This is a genomic window from Streptomyces sp. AN091965, assembly GCF_022698285.1.
Lineage (GTDB): Bacteria > Actinomycetota > Actinomycetes > Streptomycetales > Streptomycetaceae > Streptomyces.
Genome location: NZ_JALDMY010000001.1, coordinates 823313 through 847150, shown reverse-complemented (window position 1 = coordinate 847150; position 23838 = coordinate 823313). Strand labels below are relative to the sequence as shown.

The window sequence follows — 23838 nt, the reverse complement described above, 5'->3', positions numbered from 1 at the left end:
CCTATCGCAGGCTGGGACGGACGTCAATCACGGGGTGGGGCGGGGCGGTTGGTCACGGGGCCGGGGCTGAGCGGGCCGGGGGGGGCTCAGGAGTCGGCGGCCATTCCCACGGGTCGCTCGCGGAGCCGTCGGCTGCCAGGCCGAACCGCAGATACGTCTCCTCCTCCGCGCCCCGCAGCCGAGCCAGCGCGAGCAGGGCCGAGGCCACTCGGACGTCGCCGGTGTCCGCCGCCATGAGGTACAGCTGTTCGGCTCGTTCGCGATCGCCTGCCGCTTCCTGGAGCCGGGCCAGGCTCGTCATGGCCTCGCTGTCGGCCTCGGCGTCGACGGCCTGCCAGTAGAGGGCCTCGGCGCGGGTGATGTCCCCGGCCGCTTCCCGCATCCGGGCCAGCTGGAGGAGCGCGGAGAGGTCTCCCGACTCCACGGCGGCCCGGAAGGACGACTCGGCCTTCGCCGGGTCGCCGGCCTTCTCCCACATGAAGGCGCGCAGGAACCAGCCCCGGTCGTCGCCCGCCGAAGCGGCGCGCAGATAGAGCTGTTCCGCGCGCTGCGGCCGACCCGACCGGCCCAGCATGTGGGCCACGCTGAGCAACGCCGAGGTGTCCCCCTCCTGGGCGAACCGGCACAGCTGCCGGTCCGCTTCCTCCTGCCGCCCGGTCTCCTCCCACAGGCACACCAGTTGGTGGAGCGCGTCCGTGTGCCCGGCGTCGGCCGCGCGCCGGTAGAGCTCGGCGGCCTCCTCCAGCGCGCCTTCGCGCCGCCGTGACTGCGCCATGAAGATGAGTACGTCGGTGTGGCCCGACCGAAGGGCCCGTTCGTACGCGGCCCACGCCTTGGCGGGCTCACCCGCCCCGTCCCACATCAGCCCCGCGTAGGCGAGGGCGTCCTCGACCCCCGCTGCCGAGGCCCGCAGATAGAGCTCTTCGGCTTGTTCCCAGCACCAGGCGTCCTCCCACAGGGCCGCCAGACAGAGGAGGCCGTCGGTGTTCCCGGCGTCGATGGCCAGGCGGTAGAGCCGCTCGGCCTCCTCCATGGCCAAGTCGTCCTCCCGCATCTGCCCGATGCGGATCAGGGCGTACGACTCCCCGGCGTCGGCCGCGGCGCCGTACAGCCGCACGGCGTGGGCGTACCGGGCCCTCCACCGTGCCGCGTCGCCGAGGCGGAGCAGTTCTTCGGGGTGGGTGAGGTGCTCGTGTGCCGCGCGCCAGAAGGAGTCGGGCGGGCAGCGGAACCGGCGGGCGTGGCGGCCGTGGTGCTGGAGGTAGTCCGCGAGGCGTGCCGTGCCGGGCAGCCTTCCCATGCCGGTCGGGTGGGGGACGTCCTGCAAGGGACTGGTGGTGTGCTTGATCAGGGTGCGGGCACGGGCCAGGGCGTGGCCGAACCAGTCGGGGCGGGCGGCGGCCCGCTCGGCGTCGGTGAGGTAGCCGACAGCCGCCGCTTCGAGGAAGGCGAGGGGGAGGGGGCCGACTCCGCCGAGCCGGTGGGCGTCCATGGCCGCGCTGATCAGCGCGCTGCCGTATGGCCCGTGGGGGCCCGCGGCCCGCTCGTAGTGGCGCACGAGGTCCGGGCCCGCGGCGAGCACCTGGGTCAGCTCGGCGGCACCGGCCGCCACGGCTTCGGCGAGCGAGGCGTCCTCGGCCGCGGCGGCCCGGGCCGCGTCCAGGTCCGCCGCGAACGTCCGGGGCAGGTCCACCCAGTGGGCCTGGGCGAGCAGGGCCCGCGCGTGGCGGTGCGCGTCCCCGGAGTGCGACGCCGGGCGGGTGAGCGCCTCCGCGTGCTCGGGCCACAGCGTGGCGATGACGAGGAGCGGGCCCTCGCCGTCGAGCCTGCGGAGCAGCGCGGCCGCCGCGGCTTCGCCCTGGGGGTCGGTGAGGTGGTGCTGGGCCTCGTTGAGCCACAGCACGGTCCGTGGCGGCAGCGCGTCCGCCGCGAGGGCCGCCAGCAGGCTGTCGGTGTCGGCGGGAAAGAGCAGGTCGAAGCCTTCCGGTACGGCCGCGTGGAGGGCTTCGTAGGCGGTGCGGGTCTTTCCCGTACAGGACGGTCCCTGTACGACCACCAGGATCGGCCGGGCCCCGTCGGTGACGGCCGGGGCGAGCAGGCGCCGCAGTCGTACGTCGTGCGGGCGGGGCACATAGCGGGGCAGGACGAATCCGCTGGCCCCTGCGCCTGTCGGGCTGTTGCTGTTGCTGTGGGTGGGGTCGGCGGCGGGGGCCGGGCTGCGGCCGAGGACGGGGGCGTGGCCAGAGGCGGGGGCGCGGCCGGGCACGGGGGCGCGGCCGGGGATGGCCGGGTGGACGCCCAACCGGCCGGCGGGCCATTGCCGTACCGGGCGGGGCCGGTCCGCGAGGGCCGCCTGGCGGGCTCGCACTCCGTCACGCTCCAGCGCGGCGCGCGCCCGCTGCCGCTCCGCCTCAAGGCGGGAGCGTTCGTTGCGGTGTCCGCGCTCGGCCTCGAAGGCGGCGCGCCAACGCTCCTCATCGAGTAACTCGCCGACGGTGTCCGCCCCCAGGGCGTCGGCCCGTGTGGCGAGGAGTCCTCTGCGGGCCGCCTCCGCCCGGACCTCGTCGAGGACGGCCAGGAGCGGATCGATGCGCTGCGGAAGCTGCCGCCCGTCGAGCCACGCCCCCGGTGTCCCGTGCGACACCCCGGCGGCTCGGGCGAGACGGCGGTCCGAGGGCTCGCCGTCCAGACGGCCGCGCTTGAGCACGCCGACCCGGCGCAACCGTGCGAACACGTCCTCCAACCGGCCCGCCCCATCCCGCCGTTGCCACCGCCGACCGGCCGGGCCGTCGCGAACGGCCACCACCGGATGTCCGAAGCCTAGGCTCCCCACCAGCGGGAGCGCAGCCGGGGCGGCCGATTCCGCGCGGATGGCAGCCGGACACGCCGTCCGACGCGCAGCGTTCCTCCCGACCGCGCCCCGCGAGACGGGGGCGCCGACGGAAGGACCATCCGATGGCCGCCACCCAACTCCTCGCGCTCCTCCTTGCCTTCTCCGCGGCGCTCCACCTCGGGGGCGCGGCCGCCTTCACCGCCTGGCGCGGCGGCACGCCGGTGGCGCACGCCCTCCTCATCGGCGGGGGAGCCACCGGAAGCGCCTGTGCGCTCTACGTCAGCGCGGTGGCGGCCTACCGCTGACGTGCCGTCGGCGATACGAGGCGCCGAGCCGGTGCCACGCGGTACGGGCCGGGCCTCACCCAGCGACGGCGAACCGCAGTTCGGGCCGCTCCCAGGTGATCTTCGGCAGCAGCGGAGCGACGGTCCCCACGCGCTCCGCTCCCAGACGGCGGTAGAACTCCTCCGCCGGGGGGTGGGAGACGACGCGCACATGGGTCAACCCGGCCGCCGCGGCCCGGCCCTTCATGTGCTCGACCAGAAGACGCCCGACACCCGACCCCTGCGCGGTGTCCGCCACGAACATCAGGTCCAGCTCCGGCGGTTCGAGCACCAGGGCGTAGAAGCCCAGGAGGCGCCCGGCCGCGTCGACGGCCGTGAACACCTCGTGCCGAGCGAGGTAGTCGGCGGTGACCCGGTAGCCCGACACCATGGGGGCGTACGGCCCCTGGTAGGCGCTTGAGCCCTGGACCAGGGCGGTCAGCGGCTCGGCGTCCTGCCCGGCCGCACGTCTGACGGTCGTCGACTGCATGCCCGCAGTATAGGGGTGAAGTGGTAGGTCAGGTATTACATATTCCCGTCGGGGTGCCGCGCGAGGTCACCCACCTCACTGTGAGTGGTGAGAGCCGGTGGAACCTTCCTGGCCGGGTCCACATCTACCCGCGCGACCGCCGTACATGATCACGCTCAGGAGAGCAGGCCATGGCCGACAGGGACGTTGACCGGACCGGTGGCCAGGGTTCCACCCCGAGGCCCTGGTGGGCGGACCTCGGGACGTGGGGAGCCGCCGTGCTGATCGCCTTCGGAGGCCTCGCGGCGGCATGGGTCTTCTTCCGACTGCCCGGCACCCCGCAGCAGCTGGCACCCGCCTCTTACGGAGTCGCCAAGGTCATCGCCATCGGCCTGGTGGCGGTGGAGCCTGCGTTGCTGAGCCGGCGGCGGAACCGGAGTTCATCGGCGAGAGCCTGGCTCGGCTCACCGGGGGTACGGACGATCTGCTCACGCGAACGTCTTCCGCTGCGTGGACGGCCACCACTACGGGCCTAGCCGCCGTGTGGATGCTGCGTGCCATCGCCCTCCTGACGCTCGTGCCACAACTGCCCTTATTAGCGGCGTACTTGAAGCCCGACATCGACCGGTGGCGGACGATGCCGATCGCGGGGGTGTGGCCGAGTGACACGGCCCGGGGAGCTCGCGGTATCGGCCAATTGCGGCGCAGCGCCGCCTTTGCGCGCGCCGAGGTCTTGATGAGACTGGGCGTTCGCGCGTTGATGGGTGACTGTTGATAGGTGACTTGGGTAACTGGTGACTTTCACGGGGAGGACCAGTGAGCTTCTCGGCGCTCCACAGCAGTTGCGTACCGCCCGAGCACCGCTTCGACTGGTGGTGCGAACTGATCAGCCAGGACGTCGCACCCACCCGGATCACCAGCGAGCACACCCGTGACTTCACCGCGGGCGCGGGGACCGTGGGGCTGGGCGTCGTCCAGGTGACCACGCTGTCCTTCCCCGCCATCCGCTCCGAGCGGACCCCCGCACTCATCCGGAGATCCGACCCTGACGTGTACGAGCTGATGCTCAACGCGGGCGGTGACATGTGGATCGCCCAGGCCCGGAACGAAGCCCGGATGAAGGCCGGTGACCTGGGCCTGTGGAACACCTCGCGGCCCTTCGACGCGCGCGGGCTCCGCGGAGCGGGCGACGGGATCTCCCGGGCCGTCATGGTGCACCTGCCCAGGGCGGAGCTGCCCTTCCCCGACGCGCGGACGGACCAGCTCCTCGCGAGCGCCACCGCGACGAACCGGGGCACGGCCGCGGTCTTCGCGCGGTTCCTGCGGCACTTGGTCGAGGAAGCGCCGGTCATGACCGACCAGGAGCGGGTCCGGCTCGGACCGGCCGTGTGGGAACTGGCCGTGGCCTACCTCGCCGACCGCCTCAACGCGCACGACCGCACGCCTCCCGAAGCCCGCACCCGGATGCTGCTGGCCCGCATCGACGCCTTCATCGACGACAATCTGGCCGACCCCGCCCTGACGCCGCCCGCTGTCGCGGCCCGGCACCACATCTCCGTACGCACGCTCCACACCCTCTTCCGGGCACGGGAGCGGACCGTGGCCGCCACGATCCGCCACCGCCGCCTGGAACGCAGCCGCGCGGAGCTGGCGAACCCGGCCCTGCGCCACATCCCGGTCCACACGATCGGCACCCGCTCGGGCTTCCCCAGCCCGTCCGCTTTCAGCCGCGCCTTCGCCACCGCGTACGGGGCTCCGCCCAGGGAATGGCGCCGGGCCGTGCTGGGGGATGACGAAGGATGCGTGGAGGGTGTAGTTCCCCGCGCAAGTGGTCTGTGCGACATCCCGCGAGTTCCCCCAGACCCCGATGAGTCCCTGATCCCGTGGCCAGGGGGTTCTTCTTCCTTCGAGTGCTCCGCAGCCTTGTGACGCAACTTCGGGATACTTGAAGTGTTCTCACTTCGTCCGGCCCATCCGCAGTCGGGCTGAAGGCGAGGAGGCTCGGGTTGGCGGCGTCGGCGGTCGTACGGGACCTGCGCGAGCACTGGGCGCCCGCGTCGGCCGAGGAGCTGGAGCGGTTCGAGACCGACGTGCTGTCAGGGTTCGTCCTCGCACGGGCCTCGGCGGGCCTGGCGGACGGCACCATCCGCGGGGACGTTGGGCACCTGGAGCAGATCCGCACCTGATTCGGCCGGCCGCTGTGGGGCCTGGGCCGCTTCGGCAAGCTCCACGTCCGCCACGGCAAGGGTGCCCGCGGCTCGGGCCCGCGCGAGCGGATGGTGCCGTTGATCAACGGTGCCGACCGCACGCTGCGGTGGTTCATCGAGGACGTGTGGGGCCAGTTCGACGACGATCACACTCGCCCTGGTGCCCCACTGTTCCCGAGCGAACGGAGGAACACTGACGGTTCCGCCCCCACGAGCTCGGCGCCGGCGCCCCGCTGGCCGGGAGCTCACGCAGCTGAAGGCGGGGTTGAGCCGGTACGCCGAGCATCGGGCGGCGGGTCCGTTGAAGGCCCGGTTCGTGGCGACGACGTGGGGCCGGCACATGAGCATCCTGTCGCTGTTCTACCGGTGGGCGATCAACGAGGAGTACGCGCCGGCCGAGCCGTTCACCTACCGCGCCGCGCGGGCCCTGTTCGCCGGGACCGGCCGGGAGGTGAAGGTGAACCTGGCGGTCCGCCGCACCCCGAAACCGCATGTGACGATCAAGTACCTGGAGCCGGACTTCACCGAGCTGTTTCGCAAAGGGCTGCGCGGGCTTGCCCCGGACGGCTCGCAGGACACCGGCTTCCACGGGCGGGAGCTGACCCGCAACGCGGCAGTCGGGGATCACGCGCTGGCCACCGGGATGAGGCTGCAGGAGTTCACCTACCTATCTGCTGCCCTGGGAAATCCCTGCCCTGTCGCCGGAGCCGACCGCAGTTACCCGACTGGGTGCAGGCCCTGGCGACAGTCGGACTTCACCAGCGATCAAACCGACGCATCTGCGGCCAGCGAAGGCACGGCGCACGGACGCAGGACCATGAGCGCGCCTTCCAAGGTCGCCGCCATGGCAAAGGGGAACCGGTCGAGCTCGAGGCAGAGCGCAACGTCATCAGGGTGTACTCCTTGACGCACTCCCTCCGTCAGCTCGGCGGCGGCGCGGGACTCGGCAGCGCGACGGAGGAACTCAGCAGCATCCGTCCCAGCCTCGGTGGCCCTCCGAGCGATGTATTGAGCACACGCCAGATCCTCATCGGCCTGCCCGCCCTCGCCAGTGACCACGAACGTGACACCGTCACTCTTGCGTGTCCGCAAGAGCCGAGCCGTTGCCTCCGCCACCACGAAGCTGGCGCACAGCACCAGCGACGCCTCCTTGACCGCAAGGGCGCCGACCGTCCCTGCCGTGGTCTTCTGAACAACGGTCCGTCCGCCAAGGTCAACAGACCGCAGCAGGCCCGGCGAGTTGACCATCTCGAACCCGGGCGCGGGCGGACCGTCTTTGAGCGCCGCCCAATCCGGATGGCGGGCCTTGAGCGCCAGGGCCTCGTCCAGCGACTCAGCAAGAATGATCTTTTCCGCCCCCTGGGCAAAAGCCCAGGCAGCCACGGTGAAAGCGCGCATGACGTCGACCACGACCGCCACGGACGGGGCTTCGGCCAGCTCAGAGATACCAAGGAAACGAGAGTCCATTCCGGTCATGATCGCGCATGCCCGACCCGAAGCACCTAGAGAGTGATCCGCATCACGTCAACGGTCTCGGAATGCAAGACCTCCGGCTACCTGTATCGCGAAAGCAGTCCGCAACCACACGCCTGCTCAATCGCCACACGGGGTCACCCGCACACGGCTTCTGCGGACACAAGGCATGTCTGCGCGTCCCAACTCTACGGAAACGGGCTGGACTTGCTCGCAATCCAGGAGGTTCTTGGACATTCCTGGATCGCCACGACGATGCGGTACATCCACGTGCAGCAGACCCGGGTCGAGGACGCCTGGGTCGCCGGGATGGAACGGGCCGCGAAGCGGCTGGAAGGACTGGCCCGACGAAGTGGAACCTGCGGCTGACCGCCGCGAACAAGGGTATCTGGAAGGCGTCCGAGCTCCAGCGGAGCCTGGCCGAGCACGGTCTGGTGATCTCGGCGGGCAAGATGTCCGGGCTGTGGTCCGGCCGGTCTCGCGGGCGAAATACCTCGCCCACCAGCTCGCCGAGGCCCGTGGCTGGGGACGCGGCATCCGCTTCGCCGTCAACTGCGGTCTGGCCCTCGTCCTCACCTGCATCAAGACGGTGCACGGCCACCAGCGCCACGACCAACTCGTCGCCCTGCGCTTGCTGTTCACCTGGGCCAAGCGGAACGGACTGATCTTCCGCAACCCCACCAGCCGGATCAAGGTCGGGCAATACGAGTACGCCGTGCTGCAACCGCTCGTCCCCGACCAGGTCGACCGCTGCGTCGCGGCCACCACCCCGGCGACGCGGCTCATCCTCGCCCTCGCAGCGGTCCACGCCGCCCGGGTCGCGCAGATCGCCAACCTCACGCTCGACGACGTCGACCTCGGCAACCGCCGACTGACCATCGCCGGGCGCGTCCGCCCACTCGACGATCTCACCCGGAATCTGCTGCTGGACTGGCTGGAGCACAGGCGCCGCCGGTGGCCGAACACCGCGAACCTTCACCTACTGATCAACAACCAGACCGCCACCAAGGCCAGCCGCGCCAGCAACCACTGGATCAGCGCCGCGATGCGCGGGCAGGGCGCAACGCTGGAATGGCTCCGCGTCGACCGGCAACTCGAAGAGGCCCTGGCCCACGGACCCGACCCGCTCCACCTCGCCGAGGTGTTCGGGCTCGACGAGAAGACAGCGATGCGCTACGCGGACTCCGCACGCGCCCGGCTGGAGCAGGCCGCCGAGGCCGGCCCCGCGAGTTGACTGCGAACCCACGGGTCCATCCCCCAGAATCGGTACACCACACCCTCGGGTTCGCGTTGAAGAACCTTCAGTTTCCGCGAACTCGCGGGCCTCAACGGCCTCGGGGAACATCGCTACAGCCGTTAACGCCAAGCCGGTGATCATGGTCCGGGTGTGAGCGTGCTGACCCTGTTCTCGTGCTCGCGGCGGGCCTTGCGCTGGGCAGGGACCGCAGGTACGCCCTGGCCCCCGTCGAGCGGCCGGCAGCGGGCGAGGAGCTGACGGTGTACGGCGGGGACGGCGGTGACGCGCAGGGTGTAGCCCTGTCCGTGCCGTACGGTCACACCCTGGTCGAGCGCGGCCCGCTCGGCGGTGGACTGCTGGTCGGTCGAGCCCCGCTTGGTGGGAGGCCGTACGGCGGTGCGGAAGCGGTGGGTGGTGCATTCGTCGACCCTTGACGGCCTCGGTCTCCTGTCCCAGACCCGGGGGGCAAAGCAGGCGTCTCAGCTCTGGGCGGGGCGGCGGGCTGGTCTGCTTGCCGGGAATCGGATCGCCATCAACGGGGTTGGTGGGGGATGAGCCGTTATTGGAGGGGTCATGAGAGCGATTCAGGTGTACGAAGTGGGCGGTCCCGAGGTGCTGCGGGAGGCCGAGGTGGACCAGCCGCGGCCGGGTCCGGGCGAGGCGGTCGTGGAGGTCGCCGCATCCGGGGTCAACTTCCTCGACGTCTACCACCGCGAAGGCCGGTACAGCCTCCCGTTGCCCTTCACCCCGGGCGCAGAGGGTGCCGGCACGGTCGTCGACGTCGGACCCGGCGTCGCTGACGTCGCAGTCGGGGACCGGGTCGGTTGGGTGGAGATTCCCGGCACGTATGCCGAGCGGGCCGTCGTGGACTCCTCCCGGCTGGTGCCGCTGCCCGACGACATCGGCTTCGAGACAGCCGCCGCCGTGCTCCTCCAAGGCATGACCGCGCACTATCTCGTCAAGGACGCCTACCCGGTTCAGGGGGGCGACACGGTGCTCGTGCATGCGGCTGCTGGTGGCATGGGGCTGCTTTTGACCCAGCTCATCACCCATCTCGGCGGCAGGGTGATCGGCACGACGTCGACCACGGCGAAGGCCGAGCTGGCGAAGCGTGCCGGGGCCGCTGAGGTGATCCTCTCCTCCGCGGTCGACGATCTCGCAGCCGAGGTGAGGCGGCTCAACGGCGGTCAGGGACTGCCGGTTGTCTTCGACGGCGTCGGCGCGCACACCTTCGATGCGAGCCTCGCCAGCCTGCGAACCCGCGGCCATCTCGTGCTCTTCGGCGCGGCAAGTGGTGCCGTGCCTCCGTTTGATCCGATTCGGCTCGCCCACGGCGGTTCGCTGACCCTGATCCGGCCCAGCCTCGGGGACTTCATCGCCGATCGGTCCGAATTGCTCCGACGGGCCGCCGACGTGTTCGAGTGGGTGCGCTCCCAGGCGCTTGAGGTCACCGTGACGGGCCGCTACGCATTGTCCGAGGCCGCCCGGGCCCACAGCGATCTGGAGGCTCGGCGTACCACCGGCAAGCTGCTCGTCGTACCCGATGCGGCCGCTATCGGACGCCGCGAGGAGACACAGAGCTGATCGCGGGTGACGAGGTCGGGGATCTTGGCGACTGAGGTGTCGAGGGCATGGCCGACCGTCATCGCCAAGATCCCCGACAGCGTCAGGCACTCAACAGGCCAGGATCAAGTTCTGGCGGGTTTCTGGCGTATCCGGGTCACACCCCTTCGAGATCCCTCGGCCGAGACCTGGCTCACCCGTCCACAACTCCCGGGACAGAACACCTAGTCCACCACAAGGCGAGCCAACGATCGCCACGCAGGTGAAGTACCTGACCACGTTCGCCAAGAAGGTCGGCAAGGAGCGGTTCGACGCCGAGTTCGCCAAGGTGATCAAGGGCAGTGACATCGCCCCGCGCCCCCCCGGCAGCGGTGCGCGACGGCCGCGAAGCGGCTGGCCAAGGCGAGGGCTCGCGAGCTCGTCACCGCGCTGGTCGGCCACGAGTAGTCCGGCTGGCCCCCCGTTGTCGTCCTCGTCCAGCTCCGGCGCGTCCGGGGCGCGCAGTGGGCGCAGGGCGCCGAGTTGCACGGCCAGGTGCTCGACCACCGGCCACGGCATCGCGAGCGGGACCTCCAGGAACAGCCCTACGTACTGCACCGTGCACATCTGGAGCGCGGAGCCGAGCCGGTGATGCCCCGTCAGGGCGTTCGGCCTCAGCCAGGGGCAGCGACGCGGCCTGTCCGACTACTGGCGCCTGATGATCGTCAGGCGGCCCGGGCGACGTCCAGCCGTTCGGGCGACGGCTCGTATCCGGCCGCCCTGTAGGTGGCGACGGCGGCAGTGTTCGAGGTCGGGGTGGAGACGAGTGCGCTTGACGCGCCCAGTTCACGCAGCGCCGCCGCAGCGGCGAGGCTGATCGCCGTCCCATAGCCGCGACCGCGATGGTCGGCGTGCACGCCCACCGGCTCCAGCAGACCGGGCCTGCCGGGCCCGGCCGACCAGACGGTCGCCGCGGCCACCGCGTTGTCCTGGTCGTCGTAGCCGATCAGGCAGCGGGCGTCGGCATAGACCGGCCCGGCCGCGAGGACGTGCCAGGTCTCCTCGGTGAACTTCGGGCTGCCGAACGCCGAGCGGTGCACTGAGGTCCGCACCCCTGCCGTCTGCGGACCGGCCACCTCGATGCGCAGGCCGGAGTCCTCCACCGGCTCGGAGAGGTCACGGCGCAGTGGCGTCCACGGCTCGTCCGGATGCCAGCCCGCCTCCAAGAGGACCTCGCGGAGCAGGGCGCCGTTGGGGATTTCGAGGCCGACCTTCCCGGGCGGCAGGACCCCGCGCTGCGGATCATTGAGGTCCGCCAGCAGCCGGCGCGCCAGATCACCGTCCTGTCGCAGGTCCGGCGCGGTCGTCAGGCGCAGCACATCAGGGCCGTCCAGGTATCCGACGGCAATGATCCGTCCGTCCACGCTCCAGGTACGGACGGCCGCGGCCAGCTTCTCCGCGCCCAGCGCCCAGGCCCAGCCGAGGTCTCCCGGATGGAGTTGCAGCGGTGTGCGGTCGTCCTGCCATCCACGAAGGGCATCCACGGCCCCGGCCAACCCGTCGACGCCGGGCTTGTTCAGAACGATCGTCATGTCCCGCATCTCACACCATCGTGGCGACCGGCCGCACCTGGTTTTGCTCAGCCAGTCAGATCGACAGGACACGCCCCGGATCCCGCCGGGCCGCAGGCCGCTCTCGCCGACAGCGGTCCGACCGTCCAGGCCGGTGCTCGCCTCAGCTCACCGCTCCAGGTCGGCGCGGACGAGTCGGAACGCGGACGCCGGGTCCGCGGCACGGGTGACCGTTCGGCCCACGACGACATGTGACGCACCGGCGGCGACGGCAGCGCGCGGTGTGCCGGGCCGGGCGTGTTCCCCTACGGACTCACCAGGAAGCACGACCCCCGGCGTGACGATCAGGGGGCCGGTTCCCAGCACATCACGCAGTGGCCCGGCTTCCTGTGGTGATGCGATCACCCCGTGGCAGCCGGCGCTTTCCGCCAGCCGGGCCAGCCGCAGCACCTGGTCCTCGGTCGAGGCTGAGCCGGAGATGCCGATGTCGGCGAGATCGGAACTCGTCATGCTCGTGACGACGGTCAGCGCCAGCACGCGAAGGCGCGGAAAGTCGCGGGCCGCGCTGACAGCGGCAGACATGATGCCGGTGCCGCCCATGCTGTGGACGGTCACCATGGAGACGCCCAGGGCGCCGGCGGCGCGAACCGCCCCGGTCACGGAGTTCGGTATCTCGAAGAGCTTCAGGTCCAGGAAGACCTCCTTGCCCTTGGCGACGAGCTGCTCGATCAGGTCCGGTCCTGCTGCCGTGAGCAGTTCCATCCCTACCTTGTAGAAGCGACACTCCTCACCGAGCCGGTCGACGACTTCGTCAGCCGCCCGGCGGTTGTCGAAGTCCAAAGCAACGATGATCGAACTGGTTGGCTCCACGGCGTCATTGTCACCCACGCGGCGTTCGAGGCGTCAGCCGACCGTGTCGCAGGCCTCGCGCCAGCCACGCTGTCCGTCGAACGCGGTGAACCCCCATGCCTGAGGGGGTGTCGAACCCGTTGGGCACGGCTCAGGTGCTGACCACCTCCCGTACCGCCGCCAGGAACTCCTCCGTGCGGGGGTGCGTGGGGTGGGACGGGTGGGCGAGGTAGACCGTGGCGGCGGGGGCGTCGTCGATCGGGACGAAGCGCACCCCGGGGTGGCTGTGGCTCTCCGCCGTGCCCGCGGCGCCGACACCGAACGCGCCGCCCGTGGCGATGAGGTTGAGCCACTCGTCGACGTTGCGCACCTCGACCGTGCGGTGCGGGCGCTGGGCCGGGGGCCAGAGGTCCACGGACGCGGTGCCGGTGTCCGGCCACAGGGCCAGCGGGAGCGCCGGGCCGGAGGTGAGCTCCGCCAGGCGCACCCGGTCGCGGGCCGCGAGCGGGTGGTCGTCGGGCAGGGCGGCGACCCGGTCCTCGGTGTACAGGGCCTCGGTGCGGATGCGCGGGTCGGCGGGCACGGTGCGCAGCACCGCCACGTCGGTGTCGCCGGTGGCCAGGCCCGCGGTGCTGTTGTCCTGCCGGACGACTTCGAGCGGCGCGTGCGGCTGCCCCCGCCGCCACGAGCGCAGCAGCGGGACGGTCTGCTGCCCGAGGACCGCGCACGTGTAGCCGAGCCGCAGCGGCCGGTCGACGGCCCGGGTGTCGGCGAGGGCCGCGTCGAGGTGGGCGAGGATGGCGCGCCCGTGCCCGAGGAGGGTCGCCCCGGCCGGGGTGAGGGCCAGCTGCCGGGAGGAGCGGTCGACGAGCCGGACCCCCACCCGCGCCTCCAGCTGGGCGAGCGTGCGGGACAGGGCGGGCTGCGTCATGTGCAGCCGGGCGGCCGCGGCGGTGACGGTGCCCGCCTCGGCGATGGCGGTCAAGGCCTTGAGGTGACGCAGCTCCACATCCATGCGTACGAAGCATAGTCCCTGCCCAGACGGCATTTCCGGGCGCGGAGCGCGATCCGTAGCGTCGGGTCCGCCGGGTGGTTCACCGTTCACCCGGCTTCCCTGGGGGTGCACCCCGGGGCCCCCGGTATCTGCGGTCTGCGTATCGCTGGGTCTGCGGATCTGCGGATCTCGGTTCACCGGGGGGATTCGTCTTCGAGGCATTGGATGGTGGACTGTGAGGATTCTTCTGGTCGGCGCGGGCGGCACGCTGGGCTCCGCGGTACGCGAGGCGCTCACGGGGCGCGGCCACGAGGTGATCGGCGTCGGCCGCACGGGCGGCGACCTGATCTGCGACGTCACCGATCCGGCGGCCGTGGCCCGGCTGTACGCGCAGGCCGGTCCGCTGGACGCGGTGGCCGTCGCGGCGGGCGACGCCGTGTTCAAGCCGCTGGCCGACCTGACCGCGGACGACGTCACGGCGACGTTCCGCGGCAAGGCCGTCGCCCAGCTGGAGCTGGTCCGCCAAGGCGCCGGGCACGTGGCGCCGACCGGCTCGTTCACGCTGGTCAGCGGGGTCCTCACGGAGGAGCCGATCGTGGCGGGCGCCGCCGCGTCCGCGGCCAACGGCGCCGTCGAGGCCTTCGTACGGGCCGCCGCGATCGAGCTCCCGCCGCAGCGGATCAACGCGGTCAGCCCCACGGTGGCCGAGGAGTCCCTGGCCGCGTACGGGCCGTTCTTCGCGGGCATGGAGCCGGTCCCCGCGGCGCGCGTCGCGACGGCGTACGTCCGTGCGGTCGAGGGGGCGCAGACAGGGCAGGTGTACCGGGTGCGCTAGGCGGTGCCGTGACCGAGGGCCCCGGCCCCGCGCCAGGGCCGGGGCATCGAGCCGTCTGCGCGAGGCGCGCGCAACGGGAGGCATCGCGGGCAGCTGAAGGTGCCGCGCGGAACGGGAGGCATCGCGTGCAACAGAAGGCATCGCCCAGCGCGGCAGGCATCGCGCCTTGCGGACACAAGCTGACCGCGATTCCTGGCACTGTGATCACCGACCGAAGGACGCGTGATCCCGAAGCGAGGGCGAACCAGTGACGTCGTATCCGCACGGCCGTACCGGAAACCGGCGCCCGGAGGTGGCCCGGTGACCGTGCTCGACGCCCGCGCGCTGGGGCGCGCGACGCTCGCCCGGCAACTGCTCCTCGACCGCGCGGACCTACCGGCCCTCGACGCGGTCGCGCACCTCGGCGGACTCCAAGCACAGGAGCCGCAGGAGCCGTTCGTCGGACTCTGGTCACGGCTGCGCGCCTTCGCGCCGGGGGAGCTCTCCGACCTGCTCGTCGAGCGGCGCGTGGTGCGCACGCACCTGATGCGCCGCACGGTCCACCTCGTCACCGCCGACGACGCCCTGGCCTGGCGGGCACGGCACGACGCGATGCTGCGCCAGCGGGTGCTCGGGGTCTACCGCGGAGAGCTCGAAGAGGTGGACCTCGACGAACTCGCCGCGGCGGGCCGGGCGGTGCTGGCCGACGGCGAGCCCCGCACCATGGCCGAACTCACCCGGGCGGTCGCCGACCGCTGGCCGGACACGGCACCCCGCGCCCTGGGGGAGATGCTGATCGCCGCGCTCGTGCCCATGGTCCAGGTGCCGCCGCGCGGGCTGTGGCGCACCAGGGCGGGCGTGCGCAACCTTCCGCTCTCCGCCTGGCTGGGGCGCGACGCCGCGCCGCCGTCGCCCGCGGGATCCGATCCGGTGGGTGAGGCGCTGGTACGCCGCTATCTGGCGGCCTTCGGCCCGGCCGCCACGGCCGACCTGCGCGCCTGGAGCGGCCTCGCGGGGCTTCCGGCCGCGGTCGCCGCCGTCCGCGGGGAACTGGTCGCCTTCCGCGACGAGCGCGGCCGGGAGCTGCTCGACCTCCCCGACGCGCCCCGACCGGACCCCGGCACGCCCGCCCCGGTGCGCTTCCTGCCCGCGTTCGACAACGCGATCCTCGGCTACCAGGACCGCGGCCGGATCATCGACGACGACCACCGCGGCCTGTCGGTCGCCGGTGCCCGCGTCGTCCTGCTCGACGGCCGGGTCGCCGCGACCTGGACCGTGCGGGACGACACCGTGACGGTCACCCCGCTGCGCCGCGTCTCGCGGGCCGAGCGCACCGCCGTCGCCGAAGAGGGCAGGACGCTGTCGGCGTTCCTCTCCGACGGGGCCGTCGAGCGCGTACGCATCGCGGCGGACTGAGCGCCTCCCGCCGACGGACAGGGCCCGTCGCCCGCCGCCCCGAAGGGCCCCCGTACGCCACATCGCGCCGTTCGCCGATGCCCGTCGCGCGCGGCTGTGCCGCTCGGCCGACCGCCGCGCACCGACCGGTCAGCACGTGTCAGCCGTGAGGCGCGTGAGGGGCAAGTGCCCCTGGGACACGACAGATTGAGGCCATGGGGGTCGACGGCGTCTTGCTCGCCCGGTCGCGGCCCCCACATGCTCGCTCCTCGTGAGAGCGCTCCCGACAGGTGGGCGTTCGCAAGGGGAGCGGGGTGTCACGTCATGAGGCTCAGTCGATGGAGCGGTGTCCTGGCCACGGCGGTGGTCGGTGTCGCGCTCGGCACCGGTCCCGCACGCGCCGACATACCCATCGGCCAGCCGATGTCCGGCAAGGCCACGTACTACGGCGACAAGGGCTACGGAGCCTGCGGCACGCCCATCGACCCGACCGCCCAGGACCTGGCCGCCGTGTCCGCCGCCTGGTGGACGAGCCCGAACCCGAACAGCGACCCGCTGTGCCAGGGCGTCGCGGTGCAGGTGACGTACCAGGGCAGGACGATCACCGTCCCGGTGCGGGACAAGTGTCCGTCCTGCGCCTCGACGCACATCGACCTCAGCGAGGCCGCGTTCCGCCGCCTCGCGCCGCTGGAGACCGGTGTGATCACCGGCCTCGCCTGGAAGTTCGTACGGTAGACGGCGGCGGGGGCGCGAGTCCGCCCGGTGGACGGAAAACGCGGTGCGGGCGCCGGAGCGGCTTGCTGGCGTCCCCCGCATGAAGCGCGCCGAGATGACGACGACGCCGGAGAGCATCCCGGCGCGCTGACAGACGTCCTGATCCGAAGCCCCGGGGTGAGTGCCCCGGGGCTTCGTCCTGTGGTCACCCGCCCCTTCCGTCCGCGAGGAGACCGCCATGCCCGATCTCCGCAGACTCGGCCGCGAGCTCGGCCTGTTCGACACCGACCCGCTCATCGGCGCGGGACTCCCGTACTGGCTGCCCGACGGCGCGGTCCTCCGGCACACCCTGGAGGAGTACGTCCGCGACGCCGAGCGCCGCGCGGGCTACCGGCACGTGTACTCACCTGTGCTCGGCAAGCGCGAGCTGTACGAGATCTCCGGGCACTGGGCGCACTACAGCGACGACATGTTCCCGCCGATGGACCTCGGCGGCGAGCAGGTCGTGCTGCGCCCGAGCCTGTGCCCGCACCACGCGGTGATCTACCGGTCCCGCTCCCACAGCTACCGCGAACTGCCGCTGCGCATGGCGGAACTGGGCGGCATGTACCGCTCGGAGCTCTCCGGCGTGCTCGGCGGACTGACCCGGGTGCGCGCCATCCAGCTCAACGACGCGCACGTCTTCTGCACCCTCGACCAGGTCGAGGAGGAGGCGCACGCGGCCCTGGACATGATCCGCCGGGCGTACGAGGCGCTCGGCATCACCCCGACCCGTTTCCGCCTCTCCCTGCCCGGCGCCGGAGGCAAGTACGTGGCCGCCCCCGAGAAGTGGGAGCGTGCCACCGCCCTCCTCACCGACGTACTCGACCGCTCCGGGCTCAACTACGAAGCGGTGGAAGGGGAAGCCGCCTTCTACGGACCCAAGATCGACGTCCAGGTCACCGACAGCGCGGGACGCGAGTCCACCCTGTCCACCGTGCAGGTGGACTTCCACCAGCCCGAGCGGTTCGACCTGCACTACGTCGGCGCGGACGGCTCCAAGCACCGCCCGGTCATGGTCCACCGCAGCGTCATCGGCAGCATGGAGCGGGCCGTCGCCCACCTCGTCGAGCAGCACGGCGGCGCCTTCCCCGCCTGGCTCGCCCCCACCCAGCTGGTGATCCTGCCCCTCACCGACGCCGAGGTGCCGCGCGCTCGGGCGTTCGCCGGGCGCTGCGCCGAACGGGGCCTGCGCGCCGAGGTCGTGGGCCCGGAACACGGCAGCCTCGGCGCCCGCGTCCGACAGGCCCGCCTGGTGCCCTACCAGGCCGTCATCGGCCCCAAGGAGGCCACCGACGGCCACGTCGCCCTGCGCCTGCGCGACGGACGGCGCCTCGACCCACGGCCGGACGGCGACGTGCTCACCCGTGTCGATGCGGTCGTCCGGGCCCGGAGCACCGGCCTGTGGGACGACGGGACTTCCTGATTCCGGGGCACGGGCCGGCGGGCTGTCGCCCACCGCTCGTGCTCCCCTACAGTGCGTGAAGACCGCACCCGCCCGTGTCGGCGTACCACCGCTGAACAGGAGCAGCCCCGTGGCCACCCAAGCCCGCCCAGGCCCGTCCCCGACCGGCCGCCGGATCCCCGAGCTCGACCCCGCCGCCGTCCGGGACTGGCGGGCCCGGGGAGGGGAACTCGTCGACCTCCTCGCCCGGGCGCGCGACCAGCTCGGCGGCGTCGCCGCGGTCGGGCTCGGCCCGCGCCCGACCGTCCTGGTCACCGAGCCCCAGGCCGTGCAGCACGTGCTCGCGCTCCACCCCGACCGGTACGTGAAGCGCTCGCACCGCGCCCGGCTCCTGATCGGCGACGGCCTCCTGGCCGCCACGGGCGACGCGTGGCAGCGGCAACGGCGGCTGCTCCAGGCCCAGTTCACCGGCCGCGGCATGCGCCGCTACGAGCAGCGGATCACCGAGGCCGCCCGGACCGCCGCCGCCCGCTGGGCCGCGTACGCCCGCACCGGTGAGGTCTTCGACGTCGGCGACGAGATGCGCCGCTTCGCCCTGGACACCATCTGGCGGTCCCTGACCGGGCACCCCCTCGACCCCGGCACGGAGCGCGAACTGACCTCCGTGCCCGCCGTGGTGGCCGCGCTGCCCAGCCTGCCCGCCGACGGCGCCGACCCCCAGGGGGCCGTCGCCGCCGATCTCGCCCGCATCGACGCCGTGGCGAGCCGGGCCATCACCGCCGCCCGGGACGACGAGCCCGGCCCCGACGGTCCCGGCCTGCTGCACGTCCTGGTCGAAGCGGCCGGAACGCGCCCGGAGTACACCGACCGGCTGATCCGCGACGAGCTGGTCACCCTCCTCGTCGCCGGTCACGAGACCACCGCCACCACCCTGACCTGGCTCCACCTCCTGCTCGACCGCAACCCGGACGCACGGGAGCAGGCCCTCGCCGCGGGCCCGGAAGGCTCTGCCGCGCGGCGGGAGGCCGTCCAGGCGCTCGTCCACGAGACGCTGCGCTTCTACCCCTCCGCCTGGATCCTGCCGCGCCGCGCCGCGCAGGACGACGTCCTCGCCGGGTACGCGGTGGCGGCGGACACCGACGTACTGGTCTGCCCCTACCTCACCCACCGGGACCCCGGGCTCTGGGAGGACCCCGAGCGCTTCGACGCCGGGCGCTTCACTACCCCCGGACGGCGTCCCGCCCACCCCGGCGGCTACTACCCCTTCGGCCTGGGGGCCCGGGCCTGCCTGGGCCTGCAGTTCGCCCTCCGGGAGTCGACCGCGCTCCTCGAACACCTGCTGCCCGGCCCCGTCCCGCGCTTCCACTCCGTCCCGGAGAAGTCCGCGTACAGCATCACGGTCCGCCCCGACGGCCCGACCCCGGCGTCGCTCGACGGGTAGCGCACGACGGGGCTCTGCGGTCTAGTGCACCTGGCGCACCGCCACCGCGTTGTACTCGGTCGTCGGCGTGGGCTCCTCGCCGAAGCGGGAGTTGGGCAGGTACAGGCGGTCGCCGAACGCGGCGGCGGTGGTGGGGATGCGGAAGCGGGGGTCGGTGATCCGCGCGACCGCCGTGCCGCGTAGGCCCGAGGCGTCCAGGTGGAACACGTCCACGGCGTTCTGGATCTGCTGGACGACGTAGAGCGTACGGCCGAGGAGTAGCGCGCCGTCGCCGTCGGGGAGCTTGTTGCCGCCGAGGTCGACCCGGCGGGCGTCGCCGCTGCGCACGTCGACGCGGTAGAGACTGCCGCCGTGGGCGTGGACGTTGATGACGAGCAGCCCGCGCCCGTCCGGCGTGCGCGCGAGGCCGTTGGTGGTGAAGCCCTCGGCCGGGGCCTCGATCCACTCGCCGCCCAGCGGCAGCGTCACCACGTCACGGGCGGCGGGCAACTCGCCCTTGGGCCCCAGGGGCAGGCCGTACAGCTGCTGCTGGGTGGAGTCGGTGAACCAGGCCGCCCGGGGCGTGAGGACGACGTCGTTGACGAGGCTGGCGGGCCTGCCGACCTCGTACGTGGCGAGGACGCGGCCGCTGCGGCCTTCGACGACGCGCAGCTGGCGTGAGCCTCCGCCGGCGATGAAGAGGCGGCCGCGTCTGTCGCTCTTGAGGCCGACGCTCATCGCGTCCGTCCCCGTCGAGATGGTCTCGCCGCGCCCGGTGGCGAGACTCGCGCGGTACAGGTCCCCGCCGCCGAGCGAGCCGAACCAGGCGTACGGGCCGGGACCGGTGGCGATGCCCTCGGGCCGGAAGCCGTCCGGGAGCGGGAATTCCGTGGGCCAGGAGGCCTTCGCGGGCGCGGCGTCGGCCGCCGTCGCGAGCGGCCCGAGCGCGGCGAGCGCGCCCAGGGCGGCGCCCGCGCCCAGAACCCTTCGACGTGAAGTACCGGAGACGTGCTCTGCCATGGCGTACGTCCTTCCGCGAGGGGATCGACCGGCTGCGGCGCGGCCGACGGGTTTACGGAACCACAACCGACCCCGCAGCGGTCGACGACGGCGGGACGGTCCCGCAGAATTCCGCCAGGAGCAGATACCCGGCCGCGTCGCCGTCGCCGGCCCAGTCGGTGTTGAAGTTGGCCACCAGCCGGTGCCTGCCGTCCCGGGTGGTGTAGGCCATGCTCTGCGAGCCGGGCATGAAGCCGGTGTGGCCCCAGATCACCTTGCCGCAGGGCAGTTCGGCGCGGAAGATCCCCAGGCCGTCGTCCTGGCCGTCGCCGAAGTCGGGGGAGGGAACGGTGGTCGTCATCTCGTCGAGCTGGGCCTTGGGGAGGAGCTTTCCGCGCATCAGGGCGGCGAGGAAGCGGTCGAGGTCGGCGGTGCTGGTGACGATCTCCCCGGCGGACCAGGCCCAGGACGGGTTGAACTCGGTGATGTCGTGGACCTCGTGCCGGGGGGCGTCGGCGAACTTGGTGTACATGCGCCCGCTCGGCGCCGGAAGCCGGGAGCGCGTGCCGGGCAGGGTGGTGGCGTGCAGCCCGAGCGGCTGGAAGATCCGCCGCTCGGCCTCCGCCGCGTAGCCGTGGCCCGTCGCCCGCTCGATGACCATCGCGGCGAGGACGTACTCGGTGGTGGTGTAGCCCCAGCTCGTCCCGGGCGCGAAGTTCGGCTTGTGCTTCATGGCGAGCGCCACGAGCTGCTCGGGGCGCCAGGTGTCGTAGCGGTGGGCCAGATACTGCTTGCCCTGGAGGTGCAGGCCCGGGTCCTCGGTGTAGTCGTAGACGCCGCTGGTGTGGTTGAGGAGCCGGCGGAGGCTGATCCGGCGGCCGTCGTGCCCGTGGCCGCGCACTACGCCCGGCAGCCACTTCTCCACGGTGTCCGAGAGGCGCAGCCTGCCCTCCGCCTCCAGCTGGAGGAGGACGGTCGCGATGAACGTCTTGGAGATGCTGCCCGCCCGGAACCGGTCGCCCGGCAGGGGCGCGCGCCGCGTGGTGAGGTCGGCGACCCCCGCGTCGCCGTGCCAGGTCCCGTGCGCGTCGTGCGCCTGCGCCAGGACGCCCGGGATCCCGCCCGCGACGGCGGCGTGCACGGCGGCCCGGGTCTGTACGTGTCCCCTGTCCGCTCCGGTGGGTGCCGCCGCCTGTGCTGACGGGACGGCGAGGCCGGTCGCCGCGGCCGCCACCACGGCGGCCAGTGAGATTCGTACCGTGCGCATTGCCATGAGACCTCCCTCTCGCCAGGAAGACTCATGCTTCCCCGGCGAGGGTTGGCTCCCCGGCGGGGGCGAGCGGAGCAACCCGGCCGGGTGGAGGCCGACCGGCGCACCGGGAGAGGGCGCGCACGCGGGCGCAAGCGGCCGCGGCGGCCGGGTCACGACGTGGCGCGGCGGCGGTTCCCGTCGGCGTCGCAGGGCAGTTCGGACGCGGAGTGGTGGATGAGGAAGTCCCGCTCGGCCTGGCGCTCGGCCTCGCTGATCGCGGTCGGCTCCACGTCGATGATGCCGCCGAAGGGCCGGTCGACGTCCCGGATGATGCACAGCGTCGTCGTCAGGAGGGCCGTGATCAGAGCGAGGGTGATCAGCTGGCCCCGGTTGTTCCTGCGCGGCAGGCAGATGCCGAGGGCCACGACCGTGAGGGTCAGGGTCGCCAGGAGGAACCAGAAGATGGCGCCGGGAATGCTGGCCGTGGCCTGGGTGAGGCGTTCTTCGCGCTCCTCCGACCGCTTGTTGTCCGCGGCGACCAGCATGCCGAACACCGGCTTGCCCTGCACCTCGCCGAAGGCACGGCGGAAGTCGGTCGACCACGTGCTCGGCGCGGCCGACCCCTTCCCTTCCGCCATCGCGGGCCACTCCTGGTGGCGCACGGCGCGCGCGTAGCAGACGGCGTCGGCCTGGACCTGGGCCCGCTGCGCCGCGGGCGCGTACTCCGCGGTCTCGACGAGCTGGTCCAGTGCGCGGGCCTCGCCGCGGGCGGCGACCTCGGCCTTCCCGTACGAGCCGGACGCGGTGACCAGGACGAACGCGAGCAGCAGCACCGTCAGCGTCAGGAGGGGCCCGACCAGGTCCTTGACCGCCATGCCTTCGTTGTCGTCGGCGGTGAGCAGCCTGGGCCGCAGATAACGGTTCGCCAGGAGGCCCGCGAGCAGGGCGAGAACGGCGACGACGATGACGAGAACCACGGACGCGTACCTCCGGGACGAGCCCGGAACCGGATGCCCGGGGCGTGATGATCATGTCCGGGCCCGGAGGGCAGGCGAACCGCGAAGCGGGCGCCCCCGTCGAACGGGGTACGCCGCTTACGCCGAAGGGACCGGCGCGCGGCCGGGAACGCGAGGGGGCGGCCGGCGGGCGCGCGCCGACTGCGCCCCCGAGCCGACGCGGCCGTGCCCCGGGGTGTCAGGGCAGGATCACCTCGCACGCGTTGAGCGCTCCCGTGCCGTCGGTGCCGGTCCAGAAGACGACCAGGCGGCTGCGCCCGCTGTCGACGTCGATCTGCACTTCCACGGCGGGGGCGGCGATGCTGTTCTCGGGGAGCGTGTACACCGCGCCGATGGGGTCGCTCCCGGCCCGGACCGCCGCCAGGTCGACGGGGGCGATGTTGAGGCGTCCGGCGCCGTCGATGCCGGTCCAGGCGATGTAGAGCGCGTTGCCGTACGGGAGGAGACGGGACGGCTCGCAGATGCTCGACTGCGCCGATCGGGCCACCGTCGGCGATTCCGTCGTCGGCACGGGGGACCGGGTGAGGGCGAAGCACAGCGCGCCGTCGGCCGCGGTCCACGCCCACAGGGCGCCGGGCTCGTTGAGACCCCGGTTGCGGACCGGGCCGCGCGGGCTGCCCAGAAAGGGCAGGGGCAGCGCTTCGTCGAACGTCATGTCCCTGGCCTGGGCGAAGGCGACACGGCCGTTCTCGTCGAGCACGTTGACCCGGTGGCGCTGGAGCCACGACAGGTCGGGGCCGCTCGTCGCGTTGAGCTGCCCGCTGCCCATCAGGGTCCGCCCGGTCATCTCGCCGGTCAGCCGCAGGTCGTCGGTGAGGGCGAAGTCACCGACGTGCACCAGGCGGCGCTGTTCGAGGCCGGTCCAGGCGAGTCGGGCGGTGCGTTGGGGCGACAGCTGCGGCAGGAAGACCGGGGCGTAGTCGGACGCCGCGCCCAGGATCGTCTTCTGCAGGGTCGATCCGGCGAACTGGAGCCGCGGGCCGATCACGTTGGCGAGGGTGATGTTGCGGCTGTTGCGGTTGCCGCGCCAGGCGAGGAGCGGGACGTTGTTCGGCTGGTACACGGCCGGCGCGGCCGTGCTCGTGGCGTCCCACCACGTCATCTTGTCCCGTACGCCGGCCGCTACGAGCCGCGCCCGCCCGCGGCGCGACGGTCGGCGCGGTGTGGGGGAGGGCGCCGCGGTGGCGGGAGCGGCCAGTGCGATCGGGCCCGCGGTGAGCACGGCGGCGCCCGCTCCTCTCAGCAGCGAGCGGCGGGACGGTGAGCGAGGTGTCACGAGGTTCCCC

The 23838-nt window shown here is 72.7% G+C and carries 21 protein-coding genes and 2 pseudogenes; 12 read left to right on the top strand and 11 right to left on the bottom strand.

Features of this window, described 5'->3' with window-relative positions:
• Positions 1-52 precede the first annotated feature (52 nt).
• Positions 53-2734, bottom strand: a complete 2682-nt coding sequence (locus MQV74_RS03250; protein ID WP_242714483.1) for a tetratricopeptide repeat protein — start codon at positions 2732-2734, stop codon at positions 53-55.
• Between the two features lie 221 nt (positions 2735-2955).
• Here MQV74_RS03250 and MQV74_RS03245 point away from each other — a divergent pair, with 221 nt between their 5' ends.
• Positions 2956-3138, top strand: a complete 183-nt coding sequence (locus MQV74_RS03245; protein ID WP_242714482.1) for a hypothetical protein — start codon at positions 2956-2958, stop codon at positions 3136-3138.
• 55 nt (positions 3139-3193) lie between these two features.
• On the opposite strand, the gene MQV74_RS03240 is transcribed toward MQV74_RS03245, so the two are convergent.
• Entirely contained in the window at positions 3194-3646 is a 453-nt protein-coding gene (locus MQV74_RS03240) for a GNAT family N-acetyltransferase (RefSeq protein WP_242714481.1), read from the bottom strand.
• Positions 3647-4441: 795 nt separating this feature from the next.
• On the opposite strand from MQV74_RS03240, the gene MQV74_RS03235 reads away from it, so the two are divergent.
• Positions 4442-5554 carry a helix-turn-helix domain-containing protein gene (locus MQV74_RS03235; protein WP_242714480.1) on the top strand — a complete coding sequence of 371 codons (1113 nt, stop codon included), beginning with the start codon at positions 4442-4444 and terminating at the stop codon, positions 5552-5554.
• 77 nt (positions 5555-5631) lie between these two features.
• On the top strand, positions 5632-5811 hold the full coding sequence (locus MQV74_RS03230; protein ID WP_242714479.1) for a hypothetical protein: 180 nt from the start codon (positions 5632-5634) through the stop codon (positions 5809-5811).
• A gap of 786 nt (positions 5812-6597) precedes the next feature.
• Here the strand turns inward: MQV74_RS03230 and MQV74_RS03225 are convergent.
• A complete protein-coding gene (locus MQV74_RS03225; RefSeq protein WP_308402228.1) occupies positions 6598-7299 on the bottom strand; it encodes a 2-phosphosulfolactate phosphatase in 702 nt (233 codons plus the stop codon).
• Between the two features lie 42 nt (positions 7300-7341).
• On the opposite strand from MQV74_RS03225, the gene MQV74_RS03220 reads away from it, so the two are divergent.
• From MQV74_RS03220 to MQV74_RS03205, 4 genes and pseudogenes are all read left to right on the top strand, one after another.
• Entirely contained in the window at positions 7342-7674 is a 333-nt protein-coding gene (locus tag MQV74_RS03220) for a tyrosine-type recombinase/integrase (RefSeq protein WP_242714477.1), read from the top strand.
• Positions 7602-7781 (top strand): annotated as a pseudogene (locus MQV74_RS03215) (hypothetical protein); the annotation flags it as partial. The gene MQV74_RS03220 and the pseudogene MQV74_RS03215, both read left to right, overlap by 73 nt.
• On the top strand, positions 7769-8539 hold the full coding sequence (locus tag MQV74_RS03210; protein WP_242714476.1) for a tyrosine-type recombinase/integrase: 771 nt from the start codon (positions 7769-7771) through the stop codon (positions 8537-8539). The pseudogene MQV74_RS03215 and the gene MQV74_RS03210, both read left to right, overlap by 13 nt.
• Positions 8540-9115: 576 nt before the next feature.
• Positions 9116-10126, top strand: a complete 1011-nt coding sequence (locus tag MQV74_RS03205; protein WP_242714475.1) for a quinone oxidoreductase family protein — start codon at positions 9116-9118, stop codon at positions 10124-10126.
• A gap of 483 nt (positions 10127-10609) precedes the next feature.
• Here the strand turns inward: MQV74_RS03205 and MQV74_RS41340 are convergent.
• The 4 genes and pseudogenes from MQV74_RS41340 to MQV74_RS03190 all read right to left on the bottom strand — a co-directional run.
• Positions 10610-10744, bottom strand: a pseudogene (locus tag MQV74_RS41340) (DUF4158 domain-containing protein); the annotation flags it as partial.
• Between the two features lie 65 nt (positions 10745-10809).
• On the bottom strand, positions 10810-11676 hold the full coding sequence (locus tag MQV74_RS03200; RefSeq protein ID WP_242714474.1) for a GNAT family N-acetyltransferase: 867 nt from the start codon (positions 11674-11676) through the stop codon (positions 10810-10812).
• Positions 11677-11823: 147 nt separating this feature from the next.
• Entirely contained in the window at positions 11824-12525 is a 702-nt protein-coding gene (gene pyrF, locus MQV74_RS03195) for an orotidine-5'-phosphate decarboxylase (RefSeq protein ID WP_242714473.1), read from the bottom strand.
• Between the two features lie 130 nt (positions 12526-12655).
• A complete protein-coding gene (locus tag MQV74_RS03190; protein ID WP_242714472.1) occupies positions 12656-13519 on the bottom strand; it encodes a LysR family transcriptional regulator in 864 nt (287 codons plus the stop codon).
• Here MQV74_RS03190 and MQV74_RS03185 point away from each other — a divergent pair.
• The 5 genes from MQV74_RS03185 (at position 13518) to MQV74_RS03165 (ending at position 19306) form a co-directional block, all read left to right on the top strand.
• A complete protein-coding gene (locus tag MQV74_RS03185) occupies positions 13518-14333 on the top strand; it encodes a short chain dehydrogenase (protein WP_278194073.1) in 816 nt (271 codons plus the stop codon). The genes MQV74_RS03190 and MQV74_RS03185 overlap by 2 nt on opposite strands.
• A gap of 300 nt (positions 14334-14633) precedes the next feature.
• Positions 14634-15728 carry a winged helix DNA-binding domain-containing protein gene (locus tag MQV74_RS03180; RefSeq protein WP_242714470.1) on the top strand — a complete coding sequence of 365 codons (1095 nt, stop codon included), beginning with the start codon at positions 14634-14636 and terminating at the stop codon, positions 15726-15728.
• A gap of 303 nt (positions 15729-16031) precedes the next feature.
• Positions 16032-16442, top strand: a complete 411-nt coding sequence (locus MQV74_RS03175) for a cysteine/serine endopeptidase inhibitor (protein WP_242714469.1) — start codon at positions 16032-16034, stop codon at positions 16440-16442.
• A gap of 178 nt (positions 16443-16620) precedes the next feature.
• On the top strand, positions 16621-17886 hold the full coding sequence (thrS, locus tag MQV74_RS03170; RefSeq protein ID WP_308402373.1) for a threonine--tRNA ligase: 1266 nt from the start codon (positions 16621-16623) through the stop codon (positions 17884-17886).
• 109 nt (positions 17887-17995) lie between these two features.
• Entirely contained in the window at positions 17996-19306 is a 1311-nt protein-coding gene (locus MQV74_RS03165; protein WP_242714467.1) for a cytochrome P450, read from the top strand.
• Positions 19307-19327: 21 nt separating this feature from the next.
• On the opposite strand, the gene MQV74_RS03160 is transcribed toward MQV74_RS03165, so the two are convergent.
• The 4 genes from MQV74_RS03160 to MQV74_RS03145 form a co-directional block, all read right to left on the bottom strand.
• On the bottom strand, positions 19328-20305 hold the full coding sequence (locus tag MQV74_RS03160; RefSeq protein ID WP_242714466.1) for an SMP-30/gluconolactonase/LRE family protein: 978 nt from the start codon (positions 20303-20305) through the stop codon (positions 19328-19330).
• Positions 20306-20357: 52 nt separating this feature from the next.
• On the bottom strand, positions 20358-21551 hold the full coding sequence (locus MQV74_RS03155) for a serine hydrolase domain-containing protein (RefSeq protein WP_242714465.1): 1194 nt from the start codon (positions 21549-21551) through the stop codon (positions 20358-20360).
• Positions 21552-21706: 155 nt separating this feature from the next.
• On the bottom strand, positions 21707-22513 hold the full coding sequence (locus MQV74_RS03150; protein ID WP_242714464.1) for a bestrophin-like domain: 807 nt from the start codon (positions 22511-22513) through the stop codon (positions 21707-21709).
• Positions 22514-22730: 217 nt separating this feature from the next.
• Positions 22731-23828, bottom strand: coding sequence for a hypothetical protein (locus MQV74_RS03145; RefSeq protein ID WP_242714463.1), 1098 nt, complete (start codon positions 23826-23828; stop codon positions 22731-22733).
• Between the last annotated feature and the right edge of the window lie 10 nt (positions 23829-23838).